General features: G+C 72.2%; 13 protein-coding genes and 1 tRNA gene. 12 read left to right on the top strand and 2 right to left on the bottom strand.

Annotated features, from left to right (window positions below; all coding sequences use genetic code 11):
• The first annotated feature begins 252 nt into the window (after positions 1-252).
• The 7 genes from IE313_RS21645 (at position 253) to IE313_RS21615 (ending at position 8606) form a co-directional block, all read left to right on the top strand.
• Positions 253-1299, top strand: a complete 1047-nt coding sequence (locus IE313_RS21645) for an ABC transporter substrate-binding protein (RefSeq protein ID WP_189934742.1) — start codon at positions 253-255, stop codon at positions 1297-1299.
• 263 nt (positions 1300-1562) lie between these two features.
• A complete protein-coding gene (locus IE313_RS21640; RefSeq protein WP_189934740.1) occupies positions 1563-2534 on the top strand; it encodes a siderophore-interacting protein in 972 nt (323 codons plus the stop codon).
• Positions 2535-2662: 128 nt separating this feature from the next.
• Positions 2663-4105: a pyridoxal phosphate-dependent decarboxylase family protein gene (locus IE313_RS21635; RefSeq protein WP_189934738.1), complete on the top strand. Its 1443-nt coding sequence runs from the start codon at positions 2663-2665 to the stop codon at positions 4103-4105.
• Positions 4089-5450, top strand: coding sequence for a lysine N(6)-hydroxylase/L-ornithine N(5)-oxygenase family protein (locus tag IE313_RS21630; RefSeq protein WP_229924836.1), 1362 nt, complete (start codon positions 4089-4091; stop codon positions 5448-5450). Before IE313_RS21635 ends, IE313_RS21630 begins: the two co-directional genes overlap by 17 nt.
• Positions 5447-6142 carry a GNAT family N-acetyltransferase gene (locus tag IE313_RS21625; protein WP_189934736.1) on the top strand — a complete coding sequence of 232 codons (696 nt, stop codon included), beginning with the start codon at positions 5447-5449 and terminating at the stop codon, positions 6140-6142. Before IE313_RS21630 ends, IE313_RS21625 begins: the two co-directional genes overlap by 4 nt.
• A complete protein-coding gene (locus IE313_RS21620) occupies positions 6139-7914 on the top strand; it encodes an IucA/IucC family protein (protein ID WP_189934734.1) in 1776 nt (591 codons plus the stop codon). Before IE313_RS21625 ends, IE313_RS21620 begins: the two co-directional genes overlap by 4 nt.
• A 56-nt stretch (positions 7915-7970) precedes the next feature.
• Positions 7971-8606: a maleylpyruvate isomerase N-terminal domain-containing protein gene (locus tag IE313_RS21615; RefSeq protein WP_189934732.1), complete on the top strand. Its 636-nt coding sequence runs from the start codon at positions 7971-7973 to the stop codon at positions 8604-8606.
• 158 nt (positions 8607-8764) lie between these two features.
• Here the strand turns inward: IE313_RS21615 and IE313_RS21610 are convergent, their stop codons facing one another.
• Positions 8765-10471: a beta-N-acetylhexosaminidase gene (locus IE313_RS21610; RefSeq protein ID WP_189934864.1), complete on the bottom strand. Its 1707-nt coding sequence runs from the start codon at positions 10469-10471 to the stop codon at positions 8765-8767.
• A 236-nt stretch (positions 10472-10707) separates the two neighbouring features.
• Here IE313_RS21610 and IE313_RS21605 point away from each other — a divergent pair, with 236 nt between their 5' ends.
• Both IE313_RS21605 and glmS read left to right on the top strand, forming a co-directional pair.
• Positions 10708-10965 (top strand): hypothetical protein, encoded by a 258-nt coding sequence (locus IE313_RS21605; RefSeq protein WP_189934730.1) that lies wholly within the window; start codon positions 10708-10710, stop codon positions 10963-10965.
• 75 nt (positions 10966-11040) lie between these two features.
• Positions 11041-12858, top strand: a complete 1818-nt coding sequence (gene glmS, locus IE313_RS21600; RefSeq protein WP_189934727.1) for a glutamine--fructose-6-phosphate transaminase (isomerizing) — start codon at positions 11041-11043, stop codon at positions 12856-12858.
• A 127-nt stretch (positions 12859-12985) separates the two neighbouring features.
• Here the strand turns inward: glmS and IE313_RS21595 are convergent, their stop codons facing one another.
• On the bottom strand, positions 12986-13510 hold the full coding sequence (locus tag IE313_RS21595; RefSeq protein WP_189934725.1) for a universal stress protein: 525 nt from the start codon (positions 13508-13510) through the stop codon (positions 12986-12988).
• A gap of 1153 nt (positions 13511-14663) precedes the next feature.
• On the opposite strand from IE313_RS21595, the gene IE313_RS21590 reads away from it, so the two are divergent.
• From IE313_RS21590 to IE313_RS21580, 3 genes are all read left to right on the top strand, one after another.
• On the top strand, positions 14664-15878 hold the full coding sequence (locus IE313_RS21590; protein ID WP_189934723.1) for a GlxA family transcriptional regulator: 1215 nt from the start codon (positions 14664-14666) through the stop codon (positions 15876-15878).
• A gap of 269 nt (positions 15879-16147) precedes the next feature.
• Positions 16148-16750 (top strand): oligoribonuclease, encoded by a 603-nt coding sequence (orn, locus tag IE313_RS21585; protein WP_189934721.1) that lies wholly within the window; start codon positions 16148-16150, stop codon positions 16748-16750.
• A 187-nt stretch (positions 16751-16937) separates the two neighbouring features.
• Positions 16938-17010 (top strand) — tRNA-His (locus IE313_RS21580).
• The last annotated feature ends 238 nt before the right edge of the window (positions 17011-17248 follow it).

Here is a 17248-nt window from a genome sequence, read left to right as displayed (position 1 = left end):
TGAGGAATCGCCTCCCCCGCTCCCCCGCGGCCTGCGCCACCGCACGCCGCGCCTTCGCGCCATGCCATCGCGCCCCGCGCCACGCGCCCCTGCGCACGGCACCCGAGGCACTCGCGGCGCGGGCGGCACATGCCGTACGGACGCAGGCGGCACGGACGTACGGGCCCTCTGGACACCTCGTTAGGTTAGGTTAACCTAACTAAGCCATGAGCCCAGCGGCCCCGTACGCCTCATCACGAAAGCAGTGCTGCCATGCGTCTCGCCCGTAGCCCTCGCCCCTCCCGCCGTGGCGTCCTCGCCGCCGGCGGCGCCCTCGGTCTCGGTGCCCTGCTCGCCGCCTGCGGCGACGGCGGCTCGGGCGGTGCGGCGGGCGGCAGGAGCGGTGCGGACTCGGGCCCCTGGGCCTTCAGGGACGACCGCGGCACCGCGGTGAAGGCCGGCGCCACCCCGAAGAACATCGTCGCCTTCACCGGTGTCGCCGCCGCACTCCACGACTACGGCGTCGAGGTCAAGGGTGTGTTCGGGCCCACCAGGACCAAGGACGGCAAGCCCGACGTGCAGGCCGGCGACCTGGACATCGACAAGGTGACGGTACTCGGCAACGAGTGGGGCCAGTTCAACATCGAGAAGTACGCGGCCCTCGCACCCGATCTGCTCGTCTCCACGATGTTCGACGACTCGGGCACCCTCTGGTACGTCCCCGAGGAGTCCAAGGACAAGATCCTCCAACTGGCCCCCAGTGTGGGCATCAGCGTCTACGACCGCCCGATGACCAGACCGCTGGAGCGACTGCTCGCACTCGCCGGCGCGCTCGGCGCCGACACCCGGGCCAAGAGGGTCACCGCCGCCAAGAAGCACTTCGAGGACGCCTCGGCAAGGCTGCGCAGGGCCGCCGGGGCCAAGCCGGACATCAGGGTGCTGGTGGGCTCGGCCAGTCAGGACATCTTCTATGTCTCGGGCTCCGACCTCTCCGCCGACCTGGAGTACTTCAGGTCCCTCGGCGTGCACTTCGTGGAGCCGCCGGAGTCGGCCAAGAAGGCCAGCGGCGGCTGGTTCGAGAACCTTAGCTGGGAGAACGTCGACAAGTACGGCGCCGACCTCGTCATGATGGACGACCGCACCTCCGCCCTTCAGCCCGCGGTCCTCGACGCGTCCAAGCCCACCTGGCGGAAGCTGCCCGCGGTCGCCGCGGGCCAGGTCGTCCCCCGGGTGACCGAGCCCATCTACTCGTACGGCAAGTGCGCCCCGATCCTGGACGACCTGGCCGCGGCGCTGGAGAAGGCCAAGAAGGTCCACTGAACACCGGGGCCCGCCGGGACCCTCTCCCCGCGGCCCCACGGCGCCCCGGCCCCGTGCGCTACCCGCCCACCGCCGCACCACCCCATTCCCCACCGCCCCAATGCGCCACCGCACCCGCACCCGCACCCGCACCCGCACCCGCACCCGCACCCGCACCCGCAGGCACCACGCGCCCCACCCCCGTCCCGTTCCGACCGCGCCCCGCCCCCGCTCCCACCTTCCGCCCCGTCCCGTCTGCCGCGCCGCGGAGCCCTGGAGTCCGTATGACGACCGCCGTCGCCGCCCCGTTCCGCTTCTTCGCCCTGCACGTGCTGCGCACAAGGCGGCTCGGGCCCTCGATGGTCCGGATCACCTTCGGCGGCGCGGATCTGTCCGCCTTCGCCTCCGGCGGGCGCGACCAGAGCCTGTCGCTCTTCCTCCCGCACCCCGGGCAGCCCGCGCCCGTCGTGCCGGTGGCGGCGGGCGAGGGCTGGTGGCGGGCCTGGCGCCAACTGCCCGAGCACGTCCGGGCGGTGATGCGCTCCTACACCGTCCGCGCGCAGCGCCCGGCCCCGGGCGGCGGCACCGAGATCGACATCGACTTCGCCCTGCACGGCCAGGCCGGCCACCCGCCGGCCGCCCAGGGACCCCAGGGGCCCACTGCCCACGAACCCCACGAACCCCACGACCGCGCTACCCACGCGCCCCACCGGCCCCACGGGCCCACCGCCCACCACCGTTCCCCGGCCCTCCCGCACGGGCCCGCCGCCCGCTGGGCCGCCCGCGCGCGGCCCGGTGACCGGGCGCTGGTGCTCGGCCCGGTGGTCGAGGACAACTCCGGTGTCCGCTTCCGCCCGCCGGCCGGTACCGACCTCGTGGTGCTGTACGCGGACGAGACCGCGCTGCCCGCACTCGCGGCCATCCTGGAGTCGCTGCCCGCGGGCCTGCCGGTGCGCGCCTGGTGCGAGGTGGCGGACGCCGCCGATGTCCAGGAGCTGCCCACCGCGGCCGACGCGCGGATCACCTGGCTGGTGCGCGGCCGCGGCGCGCCGACCGCGGCAGAGGCGGTCGGCGCCGCTCCCCTGCCGGCCTGCACCGCCCCGTACGCCTGGGTCGCGGGCGAGTCGGGGCAGGTCAAGGCGGTACGCGGACACCTCGTCACGGAGCGCGGGTTCGACCGCGGCCGGGTCACGTTCGTCGGCTACTGGCGGCGCGGCCTCAGCGAGGAGCAACTGCGCGCACGCGCCCGAGCGTAGACCCCGGCACCCGCACCCCCGGCAAGCCCGTACCTCCCCGTTCGCGGCGCGGATGCGCCATGCCGCGAGCCGGCCCCATTTACTTAGGTTAGGCTAACCTAAGTTTCCGACCTTCCGGAGGACACTTCATGCGCTCGCACCTGCTCAATGACACGACAACGGACCGGTACCGCCGCTCCGTGACCGAAGGAATCGAGCGGGTGGCGGCCGGTCTCACCGCCGCCGAGCGACCGTTCACCGGTGTCACCCCGGACGGCCTCGCTCCCCTGATCGAGGCGATCGACCTCGACCACCCCCTGCACGACACCACCGCCGCCCTGGACGAGTTGGAGGACGTCTACCTCCGCGACGCCGTCTACTTCCACCACCCCCGCTACCTCGCCCACCTCAACTGCCCCGTCGTCATCCCTGCGGTGCTCGGCGAGGCGGTGCTCTCGGCCGTGAACTCCTCGCTGGACACCTGGGACCAGTCGGCCGGCGGCACCCTGATCGAGCGCCGTCTGATCGACTGGACGGCCGGCCGGCTGGGCCTCGGCCCGGCCGCGGACGGCGTCTTCACCAGCGGCGGCACCCAGTCCAACCTCCAGGCCCTGCTGCTCGCCCGTGAGGAGGCGAAGGCCGGCTGCCCCGAGCAACTGCGGATCCTCACCTCCGAGGCCGGCCACTTCAGCGTCAGGAAGTCCGCGAAACTGCTGGGCCTCGGGCCGGACGCGGTGCTCCCCGTGCCCTGCGACCGGGACAGGCGGATGCAGACCCTGGCACTCGCCCAGGAGCTGGCCCGCTGCACGCACGAGGGCCTGGTGCCGATGGCCGTGGTCGCCACCGCCGGCACCACCGACTTCGGCTCCATCGACCCGCTGGCCGAGATCGCCGAACTGTGCGCACGGTACGGCGCCTGGCTGCACGTCGACGCGGCCTACGGCTGCGGCCTGCTGGTCTCCCGCCGCAACCGGCACCTGCTGGACGGCATCGAACGCGCCGACTCGGTCACCGTCGACTACCACAAGTCGTTCTTCCAGCCGGTGAGCTCCAGTGCCGTCCTGGTGCGCGACGCGGCCGTGCTCCGGCACGCCACCTACCACGCGGACTACCTCAACCCGAGGCGTGCCATCGAGGAACGCATCCCCAACCAGGTGGACAAGTCCCTCCAGACGACCCGCCGCTTCGACGCGCTCAAGCTCTGGCTGACGCTGCGCATCATGGGCGCCGACGGGATCGGCGAACTCTTCGACGAGGTGTGCGCGCTGGCCGCGGAGGGCTGGCGGATGCTGGCGGCCGACCCGCGGTTCGACGTGGTGGTCCGCCCGCAGCTCTCCACCCTGGTCTTCCGCTACGTCCCCGCCGCCGCCACCGGCCAGACGGGCATCGACGGCGCCAACCTGTACGCCCGCAGGGCGCTGTTCTCCTCCGGCGACGCGGTGGTCGCGTCCACCACGGTGGACGGCCGCCACTACCTGAAGTTCACCCTCCTCAACCCCGAGACGACGACCGGCGACATCGCGGCCGTCCTCGACCTGATCTCCGGCCACGCCGAGCAGTACCTGGGAGAGAACCTTGACCGCGCCTGCTGACACCGTCGTGGACGCCGACTTCGTCGGCATCGGCCTCGGCCCCTTCAACCTCGGCCTGGCCTGCCTGAGCGAGCCGATCGCCGACCTGAACGGCGTCTTCCTGGAGGCCAAGCCCGACTTCGACTGGCACTCCGGCATGTTCCTGGACGGCGCCCACCTCCAGACGCCCTTCCTGTCCGACCTGGTCACCCTCGCCGACCCCACCTCCCCGTACTCCTTCCTCAGCTACCTCAAGCAGTCGGGCCGGCTCTACTCGTTCTACATCCGCGAGAACTTCTATCCGCTGCGCACCGAGTACAACGCCTACTGCCGGTGGGCCGCGGCCCGGCTGTCCAGCGTCCGCTTCGGCACCACGGTCACGGAGGTGACGTACCGGCCGGGCGGGCCCGGCGGCGGTGCGGACGCCGGCCTCTACACCGTCCGCACCTCCACCGGCACCGCCTACCGCGCCCCGCACCTCGTCCTCGGCACCGGCACACCGCCGCACGTACCAGAGGCGTGCGAGGGCCTCGGCGGCGACGCCATCCACAACTCCCGGTACCTGGAGCACCGCGGCCGGCTCCGGCGCAAGGAGTCGATCACCCTGATCGGCAGCGGCCAGTCCGCCGCGGAGATCTACCACGACCTGCTCGGCGGCATCGACGCCCACGGCTACCGGCTCGACTGGATCACCCGCTCCCCGCGGTTCTTCCCGCTGGAGTACACCAAGCTCACCCTGGAGATGACCTCGCCGGAGTACGCCGACTACTTCCACGCGCTGCCCGAGGACACCCGCTACCGCCTGGAGAGGCAGCAGAAGGGCCTGTTCAAGGGCATCGACTCGGCGCTGATCGACGCGATCTTCGACCTGCTCTACCAGAAGAGCCTGGCGGGCCCCGTACCGACCAGGCTGCTGACCAACACCGCCCTGCGCACCGCCGCGTGGGACACCGCGTCGGGCACCTACACGCTCGGGCTGCGCCAGCAGGAGCAGGAGCGCGACTTCACGCTGCGCACCGAGGGCCTGGTGCTCGCCACCGGCTACCGGTACCGCCCGCCGGACTTCCTCGCGCCGGTGCACGACCGGATCCGCTGGGACGGCCACGGCCGCTTCGACGTGGCCCGCAACTACGCCATCGACACAGCCGGACGCGGCATCTTCCTGCAGAACGCCGCCGTGCACACCCACAGCGTCACCAGCCCGGACCTGGGCATGGGCGCCTACCGCAACGCGTACATCATCCGCGAGCTGCTGGGCCGCGAGGTGTACCCGGTGGAGAGGTCCATCGCGTTCCAGGAGTTCGCCGCCCCGCGGGCGCACGGGGGCGGACGGCCGACGACCCCGCAGGAAGGCGGCCGCGCATGACCGAGCACCCAGGCCCGAGCGAGCACCCCCGCCCCGGCGAGCACCCGCTCCCCGGCCAGCACCCGCTCCCGGGCGCGCGACCGGACCGCGGGGAGCACTGCGCCCCGCGGGACGCGGGCCCCGCGCCCGGCCCCGTCTTCACCCGCACCGACCCGGGGCTCGGCGACTTCGCCCTGCGCGCCCTCGACCCGCTCACCGATTCGGGGCTGCTGCACGGCTGGGTGACCCACCCGAAGGCGGCCTTCTGGATGATGGGCGAGGCACGTCCAAAAGAGGTGGAGCGCGCCTACCTGGCGATCGCGGCCCACCCCCGCCACGACGCCTTCCTCGGCCTGCACCGCGGGGCGCCCGCGTTCCTCGTGGAGCGCTACGACCCGGCGCGCATCGAGCTGGCCGGCCTGTACGAGGCCGAGGACGGCGACGTGGGCATGCACTTCCTGACCGCCCCCGGTGAGGTCCGGATCCCGGGGTTCACCCTGGCGGTGCTCACCACCGTGATGGAGTTCCTGTTCGCCGACCCCGCCGCCCGGCGCGTCGTCGTCGAGCCCGACGTCCGCAACACCGCCGTCCAGGCCCTCAACCGCGCCGTCGGATTCGTCCCCGTGGGCGAGATCACCAAGCCGGAGAAGACCGCGCTGCTCAGCTTCTGCACCCGCGAGCAGTTCGCCGCAGCCCGAGGAGCCCGTTCATGACCCTGTCCGACGCCGTCGCCCACCTCACCCCCGAGCACTGGGAGGAGGCCGGCCGTCTGCTGCTCCGCAAGGCGCTCGCCGAGTTCAGCCACGAACGGCTGCTGGCGCCCACCGCCCTGGGCGGGGGGCGCTACGAGGTGCGCAGCGACGACGGCCGCACCGCCTACCGGTTCCGGGCACGGCTGTTCGCGCTGGACCACTGGGCCGTCGACGCCGCCTCGATCACCCGGCTGCGCACCGCGGACCACGCCCCGCTGCCGCTGTCCGCGCTGGACTTCCTCACCGAGCTGCGCGGCAGCCTGGGCCTCACCGACGAGATCCTCCCGGTCTACCTGGAGGAGATCTCCTCCACCCTCTCCAGTACCTGCTACAAGCTGTCGAAGCCCGACACCACGGCCGCGGAGCTGGCCCGCGCGGACTTCCAGGCCATCGAGACGGGCATGACCGAGGGCCATCCGTGCTTCGTCGCCAACAACGGCCGGCTCGGCTTCGGCGTGCACGAGTACCTCTCCTACGCACCGGAGACCGCGAGCCCCGTCCGGCTGGTCTGGGTCGCGGCGCACCGGGAGCGCGCAGCGTTCTGGGCGGGCACGGGCGTCGGCTACGAGGCGCTGCTCCGCGCCGAGCTGGGCGAGGCGGCCCTGATCCGGTTCGCCGCCGCGCTGCGCGGCCAGGGCCTCGACCCGGACGACTACCTGCTGATCCCCGTGCACCCCTGGCAGTGGTGGAACAAGCTCTCCGTCACCTTCGCCGCCGAGACGGCCACGCGGCGCCTGGTCTGCCTCGGGGAGGGCGACGACTCCTACCTCGCACAGCAGTCCGTCCGCACCTTCTTCAACACCAGCGACCCCGCCAAGCACTACGTCAAGACGGCGCTCTCGGTGCTCAACATGGGCTTCATGCGGGGTCTGTCGGCCGCCTACATGGCCGCCACCCCGGCCATCAACGACTGGCTCGCGGAACTGGTCGACGGCGACGAGGTGCTGCGGGCCACCGGCCTCACCGTGCTGCGCGAGCGGGCCGCGGTCGGCTACCGGAACCTGGAGTACGAGGCGGCCACCGACCGCCACTCGCCGTACCGCAGGATGCTGGCGGCGCTGTGGCGGGAGTCGCCGGTACCGGGGCTGCGGGACGGCGAACGGCTGGCCACGATGGCGTCGCTGCTGCACACCGACCGCACCGGCGCCTCGCTGGCCGCCGCGCTGATCGAGCGCTCGGGCACCGGCCCCACCGAGTGGCTGCGGCGCTATCTGCGCGCCTACCTCGTCCCGCTGCTGCACTGCTTCTACGCGTACGGCCTGGTGTTCATGCCGCACGGCGAGAACGTCATCCTGGTCCTGGACGAGGCCGGCACGGTGGGGCGGGCCGTCTTCAAGGACATCGCCGAGGAGATCGCCGTGCTGGACCCGGACGCCGAGCTGCCGCCGCAGGTGGCGCGGATCCAGGTCGACGTCCCGGCCGACCTGCGGCTGCTGTCGCTGTTCACGGACGTCTTCGACTGCTTCTTCCGCTTCCTGTCCGCGCACCTGGTCACCGAGGGCCTGCTCGACGAGGACGCCTTCTGGGGCACGGTCGCCGACTGCGTACGCGACTACCAGCGCTCCCGCCCCGAACTCGCCGGGCACTTTCGCCGGTACGACATCTTCGCGCCCGAGTTCCCCCTGTCCTGCCTCAACCGGCTCCAACTGCGCGACAACCGCCAGATGGTGGACCTCGCGGACCCCTCGGGGGCGCTGCAACTGGTGGGCACGCTGAAGAACCCGATCGCCTGAGGGACCGCGTGCGGCCTCCATAATGCCGGGGGACAACCGATCCGGAGGGGGAGTGCATGAGTGTCGTCGACGGTTATCTGGCCGCCGCGGAGCACGCGGTGGCGCTGCTGGGCAGGCCCGAGGTCGCCGAGGCGTGGCGGGAGCCCGGCGCGCTGGCCGGGATGAGCGTCGGCGCGCTGGCCGGGCACCTCGCCCACCAGATCCTCAGCGTCGATCCGGCGCTGGACGCACCACCGTCCCCCGAGCCGCCCATCACGCTGCTGGAGCACTTCGCCCGCGCCGAGTGGGTCGGCGCGCCGCTGGACGGCGAGGTCAGCACGGGCATCCGCGCCTGGGCCGAGTCGGTCGCGGCAGGGGGCCCGAGCGCCCTGCACGGGAGCGTGGGTGCCGCGCTCGCCGCACAGCGCGGCCGGCTCGCGGGCCGCGCGGGAGGCGATGCCTTCCTCATGCCGCAGACGGGCTGGGCGCTCACCTTCGAGGACTTCCTCGCCACCCGGCTGCTGGAACTCGCCGTGCACAGCGACGACCTGGCCGTCAGCGTCGGGCTGCGCGCGCCCGAGCTGCCCGCCGAGGCCTTCGACCCGGTGCTGGTACTGCTGGCCCGGCTGGCGGCCAGGCGGCACGGCCAGACGGCGCTGCTGCGCGCCCTGACCAGGGCCGAACGGGCACCGGCCGCGGTCAACGCGATCTGACGCGCCGCCGGGCCCCGTGCGCACCGCCCGTCCGGCGCCCCACCGGCCCCACCCGGCACCTCGCAGGCACCCGGCACCCGGCACCCGGCACCCGGCACCCGAAGCCTCGCCCATCCGGTCACCGGGACACCGGGTGACCCGGTCACCCGGTGACTCCGTCACTCGGGCCAGTCCACCTGCGGAGAGCGGTAGAAGTCGATACCGAGGGCCGTCATCCGCGGCCCCTGGGCGGCCAGCCGGGCCCGGTAGCCTTCCCAGTCGTGCGTCGACGCGGGCGACCAGCCCAGCTCGGCGATGCCGGGCAGCCGGGGGAAGGCCATGTAGTCGATGTCGGCCGAGTCGGTGATCGTCTCCGTCCACAGCGGTGCCTCCACGCCCAGCACCGCGTCCTCGGGCACACCGGCGAGGTAGGTCCCCGGGTCCCAGTCGTAGGAGCGCCGCACCTCGACCAGGCCCGCCCAGTCCTGCCCGAGCGGGGTGTCCTGCGTGTACTTCATGTCCAGGTAGGCGCGGTCCGCCGGGGACAGCACGATCCTGGTGCCGTTCCTCGCCGCGTCGACGACCTGCTGCCGCTCCTGGGCGCCGGTCGCGTCGTAGCCCCAGTACTGCGCCACCGCGCCGGGCACCGGGTGCGCGCCGGTGAGCTGGTGCCAGGCCAGCACGGTCTTGCCGTGCGCGGTGACCATCGGCTGCGCCCTGTCCATCAGGCTCACGTAGTCGTCATGGCTGGTGGAGTGCGCCTCGTCGCCGCCGATGTGCAGATACCGGCCCGGCGTCAGGGCGGCCAGCTCCGACAGCACGTCGGACAGGAAGTCGTACGTCACCTGCTTGGGGGCGCACAGCGAGCTGAAGCCGACCTCCGTGCCGGTGTAGAGCGGCGGTGCGACACCGTCGCAGTTCAGCTCCGCGTAGGAGGCGAGCGCGGCGTTGGTGTGGCCCGGCATGTCTATCTCGGGGACCACCTCCACGTACCGGGAGGCCGCGTACGCCACGAGGTCCGTGTACTGCGCCTTGGTGTAGTAGCCGCCCTTGCCGCCGCCGACCTCGGTGGAACCGCCGTAGGTGGCGAGCCGGGGCCAGGAGTCCACGGCGATGCGCCAGCCCTGGTCGTCGGAGAGGTGCAGATGAAGCTCGTTGATCTTGTAGAGGGCCAGTTCGTCGATGAAGCGTTTGACCTGGTCCACGGAGAAGAAGTGCCGTGACACGTCGAGCATGGCGCCCCGGTACGCGAACCGCGGGCTGTCCTCCAGGGTGCCGCCCGCGATCCGCCACGGTCCGGGCTGCACGGTGGACTCCTCCACCGCGGCCGGCAGCAACTGGCGGAGCGTCTGCACACCGTGGAAGAGCCCGCCGGGCGCCGCCGCGGTGATGGTGACCGCGTGCGCGTCGCTGGCGAGCCGGTAGCCCTCGGTGCCGAGCCCGGTCTCGCCCGGGACCAGCTCCAGGCGGATGCCGTCGTCACCCGCCGCGCCGGTGACGGGCAGCGGGAAACCCGTGGAGGGCCGCAGCACGCCGGCGAGGTAGTCGGCGATCCGTTCGACCTCGCGGGCCGCGTCCGCGTCCCCGTCCGCGTGGCCCTTGTGACCCCCGCGACCCTTGTGGCCCTTGGTCTTGTGGTGCTTGCCGGTGTCCGTGTGCACCCGGATGCCGGTGCCCTCGGTGATCTCGTAGCCGGTGCCGCCCGGGGTGACGGAGGCGGGGGCGGGCACGATCGAGTCGAGCGGGGTGGCGGCCCTGGTGCCGGGGCCCGGCTGCGCCGAGGCCGGCAGCACGCCGACGGTGCACAGGCCCGCCGCCGCGACGAGCAGCAGCGAGCCGAGCAGACGGGAGGTTCCGAGACGGTGTCTCGCACGTGCTTCCACCATCGGGCTCACAGGCGGTTCCCTTCGACTCGGCGGGGGCTCGGGGCCGCGCAGCGTGCGCAAGGCACGACCGACCGTCGTCATGCGTACCGCGCGCCCCCTCGCCGGTCAAGGTGCAGACCAATCGGCGGTCAAAGTGAGACCGGGCGCGGCGGACCCCAGGACCCGCGCCGTCGGCATCCTGCCCGGAATCGGGCAGATTTCTTGCGAAACCGCGGTGCTTACCCCACGATCGACGGGTGCACGACGACCTCGTTGACCACCTGACGCGCAGCACGCCCCTCGGCCGCGGCGAGGCCCTGCGGGTGGTCCAGGACGTGCTCGCCTACTTCGACGAGACCACCGAGGACTACGTCCGCCGCCGGCACCGCGAGCTCCAGGGTCAGGGCCTGGTGAACGCGGAGATCTTCGAGCGGGTCGCGGCCGAACTGCGCTACCGCGCGGTCGCACCGCCCGAACTCTCACTGCGTCAGCTACGGCGCATCGTCTACGGCTGAGCGCCGGGGCGCCTCGGAGCACACCACACGGTCGCGTCGGGCAGGTCCCGTCAGTCCACCCAAGGGGAGAACCATATGTGCGGAATCGTGGGATACATCGGCCGGCGCGACGTGGCGCCGCTGCTGCTCGAAGGGCTCCAGCGCCTGGAGTACCGCGGCTATGACTCCGCCGGCATCATCGTCACGGGCCCCAGGGCCGCCGGCCTGAAGATGATCAAGGCGAAGGGCCGGGTGCGGGACCTGGAGGCCCGGATCCCCAAGCGGTTCGCGGGCACCACCGGTATCGCGCACACCCGCTGGGCCACCCACGGCGCCCCGTCCGACGTGAACGCCCACCCCCATCTGGACGCCGAGGGCAAGGTCGCCGTCGTCCACAACGGCATCATCGACAACGCCTCCGAGCTGCGCGCCAAACTCGTCGCCGACGGCGTGGAGTTCCTCTCCGAGACCGACACCGAGGTCATCACCCACCTGATCGCCCGCAGCCAGGCCGAGACCCTGGAGGAGCGGGTGCGCGACGCGCTGCGGATCATCGAGGGGACCTACGGGATCGCGGTGCTGCACGCCGACTTCCCCGACCGCATCGTCGCGGCCCGCAACGGCTCCCCGGTGGTGCTCGGCATCAGTGAGAAGGAGATGTTCGTCGCCTCGGACGTGGCCGCCCTGGTCGCCCACACCCGGCAGATCGTCACCCTGGACGACGGGGAGATGGCGACGCTCAAGTCGGACGACTTCCGCACCTACACCATCGAGGGCACCCGTACCACCGCCTCGCCCACCACGGTGGAGTGGGAGGCCGAGTCGTACGACATGGGTGGCCACGACACGTATATGCACAAGGAGATCTGCGAGCAGCCGGACGCCGTGGACCGGGTACTGCGCGGGCGGATCGACGAGCGCTTCGCCACCGTGCGGCTCGGCGGGCTCAACCTGGACGCGCGCGAGGCGCGGGCGGTGCGGCGGGTGAAGATCCTCGGCTGCGGCACCTCCTACCACGCGGGCCTGATCGGCGCCCAGATGATCGAGGAGCTGGCCCGGATCCCCGCGGACGCCGAGCCCGCCTCCGAGTTCCGCTACCGCAACCCGGTGGTCGACCCCGACACGCTCTACGTCGCCGTCTCGCAGTCCGGTGAGACCTACGACGTGCTGGCGGCCGTGCAGGAGCTCAAGCGCAAGGGAGCGCGGGTGCTCGGCGTGGTGAACGTCGTCGGCTCGGCGATCGCCCGCGAGGCCGACGGCGGTGTGTACGTGCACGCCGGTCCCGAGGTGTGCGTGGTCTCCACCAAGTGCTTCACCAACACCACCGTCGCCTTCGCACTGCTCGCCCTGCACCTGGGACGCACCCGCGACCTCTCGGTGTCGGACGGCAGGCGGATCATCGAGGGGCTGCGCAGGCTGCCCGGGCAGATCTCCGAGGTCCTCGCCCAGGAGGACCGGATCAGGAAGCTGGCCCTTGAGTACGCGGAGGCCAGGTCGATGATGTTCATCGGCCGGGTGCGCGGCTATCCGGTGGCGCGGGAGGCATCACTCAAGCTGAAGGAGGTCTCGTACGTGCACGCCGAGGCGTACCCGGCCTCGGAGCTGAAGCACGGCCCGCTGGCCCTGATCGAGCCCGCACTGCCCACCGTGGCGATCGTCCCCGACGACGACCTGCTGGAGAAGAACAGGGCGGCGCTCGAGGAGATCAAGGCCCGCGACGGGCGCATCCTCGCGGTGGCCCACCAGGAGCAGCCGAAGGCCGACCACACCATCGTGGTGCCGAAGAACGAGGACGAGCTGGACCCGATCCTGATGGGCGTCCCGCTGCAACTCCTCGCGTACCACACGGCGCTGGCGCTGGGCCGCGACATCGACAAGCCGCGCAACCTCGCGAAGTCCGTCACCGTCGAGTAGCACCCGCCCTCGCCCCGCGGCGCACCCCGTGCCGGAGCGGCCCGCGGCGGGTCCGCTCCGGCACGGGGTGCGGGGCGCCTGCTGGAGCCCGTGCGCCCGTCGCGGGGCCGGGCAACCGCCGGGAGGGTCAGGGGATGACGATGACGGGCCGCTGCGCCCGGCGGGCCAGACGGCCCGCGACGGAGCCGAAGATACGTCCGACGAGGCCGTGCGTGGAGCCGACGACGATGGCGTCCGCCTCGTACTCCTTGCCGACCTCTTCGAGTTCGTGGCAGATGTCGCCGCCGCGCTCGACCAGGACCCAGGACACCTCGGTGAGGTAGTCCGCGCAGGCCAGTTCGAGGCCGAGCACCTCGGTGCGGTGGTCCGGAACGTCCACGAAGACGGGGGGCTCGCAGCCCGCCCAGACCGTGGTCGGCAACCGGTTGGCGACATGAACGATGATCAGACCGGAACTTGATCGGTGCGCCATGCCGATGGCATAGGCAAGGGCGCGCTCGCTCGATGTGGAGCCGTCGAATCCCACGACGACGCCGTGCTTGAAGGCGGGGTCGCAGGAATGGCGTGGGTCTTCAGCCGCCAGGGGGTCTGCCGTGGGGTCGGCGACCTGCCGCTTGCGGTCCGCTGGTTCGAAGTATTCGTGACCGGCCATCGGTGTCTCGGCGAAGGGAGTCCTCTTGTGGAGGGGGCGGCTGACGGGATGCGGCTGTCAAGGTGTCGGGGGCTTACGCGCGTGATTCAGCGGCAGTCAGGATGTCTGCAACACCGGAGCTGTGTCCGGGAATCATCTTCCCAACCCCATACCCGCGAGAGTACGGCGGCACTCCTTTCCTGCCGAGGTCCTTCCATGCCCCGCCCAGGGCACTGAACGGTCCTTTGCAGCGGCGCGATGCGGTGTTCACCGGAGCATGCATGAGCAAGCGCCCCTCTGGCAATGGTTGCTGCCCAGTACAGCCGGTTCACCCTCTGGCACGTTCCGTGCACGATCCCCGAGCATACGCCGCTGACCTGCCGGTACGTCATGTTGGGGGCACGTTACGGAGGCATACACACGACAAGTCCCGGCCATGTGCCGACGGGTCCGCGAGGCTCGGGGGACAGGCGGTCCGCTCCGCGGCGGCCGGCGGAGCGCCGCCGACGCACCCATGCGCCCCGCGCAGCCCCGCGGTCCATCGCGGCACTCCCGTGCGACCGCGGGCGCACACCGTCCTCAACGGATGCGCTACGGCGCACAAGAGGGTCGCACTCGGCACCTCGCAACGCGCCGTCCGAGCCGTCCGGGACGCTCGGGGGGCGCGTGCCGTCCCAGCCATCCGCGCGGTCGAACCTTTGAACCATCTCTGCGAACGGGGGCGGACCGCCGCACGAAGGCACAAGCGCCACGGGGCCTCCGAGGGGGTGCAGACCGGAAGACCGTCCGGTTTGTTGAGTCGCGATCGATGGTTTTCGGCCAACTTCTCAGGGGTGATTTTCCCTCGGCCATATCCCCCTCAACCCCTGTGGCCACCAGTACGGAAAGGGCTACAGGGGGGACTTGGGCCCTACAGGGATTGGCCACGAGGCGGAGGCCCACTTCCCAGCCGGGGCCCAGGAGTGCAACGCTTCGTGATCGAATGCTTTACGCCAAGTTGCCATGTCGACATAGTGGCGGGTGCTGAACTGGTCACGCCGGTACCACCGGACGCAGTAGATTCGATCATGACTGTCACACGGCGGGGGACTCGTGCAGGACCGAGGGGAAACGTGCAGGAGCGACAGACCCACAGGGTAAGGGGCGCCGCGACGACCGAGGGGGGCTTAGGGACATGAGCCACGACTCCACAGCCGCACCCGAGACCGCGGCTCGGAAGCTGTCGGGGCGACGCCGCAGGGAAATCGTCGCCGTGGTGCTGTTCAGCGGCGGGCCCATCTTCGAGAGTTCCATACCGCTGTCCGTCTTCGGCATCGACCGCCAGGACGCCGGTGTGCCGCGGTACCGGCTGCTGGTGTGCTCCGGCGAGGACGGCCCGCTGCGCACCACGGGCGGACTCGAACTCACGGCGCCACACAATCTCGATGCCATCTCGCGGGCGGGCACCGTGGTGGTGCCGGCCTGGCGTTCGATCACCGCGCCGCCTCCCGAGGAGGCCCTCGACGCGCTGCGCAGGGCCCACGAGGAGGGCGCAAGGATCGTCGGGCTGTGTACCGGCGCCTTCGTACTGGCCGCGGCGGGCCTGCTGGACGGCCGCCCGGCCACCACGCACTGGATGTACGCGCCGACGCTGGCCAAGCGCTATCCGTCCGTCCACGTCGATCCGCGCGAGCTGTTCGTGGACGACGGCGACGTGCTCACCTCCGCGGGCACGGCCGCGGGCATCGACCTGTGCCTGCACATCGTGCGCACCGACCACGGCAACGAGGCGGCGGGCGCGCTCGCCCGCCGGCTCGTCGTACCGCCGCGCAGGAGCGGAGGCCAGGAGCGCTACCTGGACAGGTCGCTGCCGGAGGAGATCGGCGCCGATCCGCTCGCCGAGGTCGTCGCCTGGGCGCTGGAGCACCTCCACGAGCAGTTCGACGTGGAGACCCTGGCGGCGCGCGCCTACATGAGCCGCCGTACGTTCGACCGGAGGTTCAGGTCACTGACCGGGAGCGCTCCCCTGCAGTGGCTGATCACCCAGCGGGTGCTCCAGGCACAGCGGCTGCTGGAGACGTCCGACTACTCCGTCGACGAGGTCGCGGGCCGCTGCGGCTTCCGCTCGCCGGTGGCCCTGCGGGGTCACTTCCGGCGCCAGCTCGGCTCCTCGCCCGCGGCCTACCGGGCCGCGTACCGGGCCCGCAGGCCGGGCGCGGACAAGTCCTCGGAGGCCGGTGTCCACCCGGAGGGCCTGCCCTCGGGGGCCCGCCGCGGCGCCGGCCCCCTCGGCGGGGGGGCACCGCTGGCCGCGGAGAACAGCCGGGGGCAGGAGACGTACGGTGCTGCCCGGCCCAGTCTTCCGGGCCAGCGGACCGACGCCGAACGATCGGCTTCGGGCCGGGTCTGAGCCAGGACCGGCCGGCACCGGCCGCGTCCGGGCCGCCCGTCGGCCGCCTGCCGGCCGCACGCGTGGTGCCCCGCGCTCCCGCCGGGACCCGCGTCCGGCAAGGGCGCGACCGGCCAGGACGCCATCCGCACCGCGCCACCGCCCGGCGGGGCGCCCCTGGCCCTGCCCTGGGCCCTGCCCTGCTCCGCCCATCGACGGGCGGGCGGGGGCGGCCCCCGTCACGGCTCCGGGGTGGCCGGGGGACCCGGGGGGCGCCGTAGGGTAGGCGCATGAACGATCGCATGGTGTGGATCGACTGCGAGATGACCGGGCTCTCGCTGACGAACGACGCGCTCATCGAGGTGGCCGCACTGGTCACGGACTCCCATCTGAACGTGCTCGGCGACGGTGTGGACATCGTGATCCGCCCGCCGGAGGCGGCGCTGGAGACGATGCCCGACGTGGTGCGGCGGATGCACACCTCCTCGGGCCTGCTGGACGAGCTCTCCCACGGCACGACACTCGCGGAGGCCGAGGAACGGGTCCTCGCCTATGTACGCGAACACGTCAAGGAGCCCGGCAGGGCCCCGCTGTGCGGCAACTCGGTCGGCACCGACCGCGGCTTCCTGGCCCGCGACATGCCGGGCCTGGAGCAGTACCTCCACTACCGGATCGTGGACGTCTCCTCCATCAAGGAACTGGCCCGGCGGTGGTACCCCAGGGCGTACTTCAACAGCCCCGAGAAGAACGGCAACCACCGCGCGCTCGCCGACATCCGCGAGTCCATCGTCGAACTGCGCTACTACCGGGAGGCGGTCTTCGTACCGCAGCCCGGCCCCGACTCGGAGTCCGCGAAGGCGATCGCGACGCGGCACGTACTGCCCCCGGAGTGAACGGGACCCGGACGGGCCGGGTACCGCCGCCCCGGTGCACCGCCCAGCCTAGGCCGCACCCGCCGGTACGGCACGGCGGCCCGCCCCCCGAAAAGGCGTGCGTGAGCACCCGCCCGGACCCTGTACACTTTTTCTCGGCCGGAAGGATCCCTCGTCACACGAGGACAGGGTGAGAAAACCGGTCGTGGTGGGTGTAGCTCAGCTGGTAGAGCACCTGGTTGTGGTCCAGGATGTCGCGGGTTCGAGTCCCGTCACTCACCCTGAATGATCAAGGGCTGACCTGCGCAAACGGGTCGGCCCTTTGTCATGCCCGGGCTCCGTGGGCACCCCGGAAGACGCCTCCCCTCGCCCGTCCGCAGACAGACCCGCGGCGACCGGCAGCGAAAGGCGGCGCCCATCACCCGACCGGCACGGGCGGGCACGGACACCCCGGCGTCTTCCCCCGGCCCGGCGTCTCCGCCCGGCCCGGCGCCGCTGATACCGATCCCGAGCACCTCC

Source organism: Streptomyces sulfonofaciens (genome assembly GCF_014656295.1).
In the GTDB taxonomy this organism is placed as follows: Bacteria; Actinomycetota; Actinomycetes; order Streptomycetales; family Streptomycetaceae; genus Streptomyces; species Streptomyces sulfonofaciens.
Note: the sequence above shows the minus strand (reverse complement) of the source record. Positions and strands in the feature narration are given on the sequence as shown.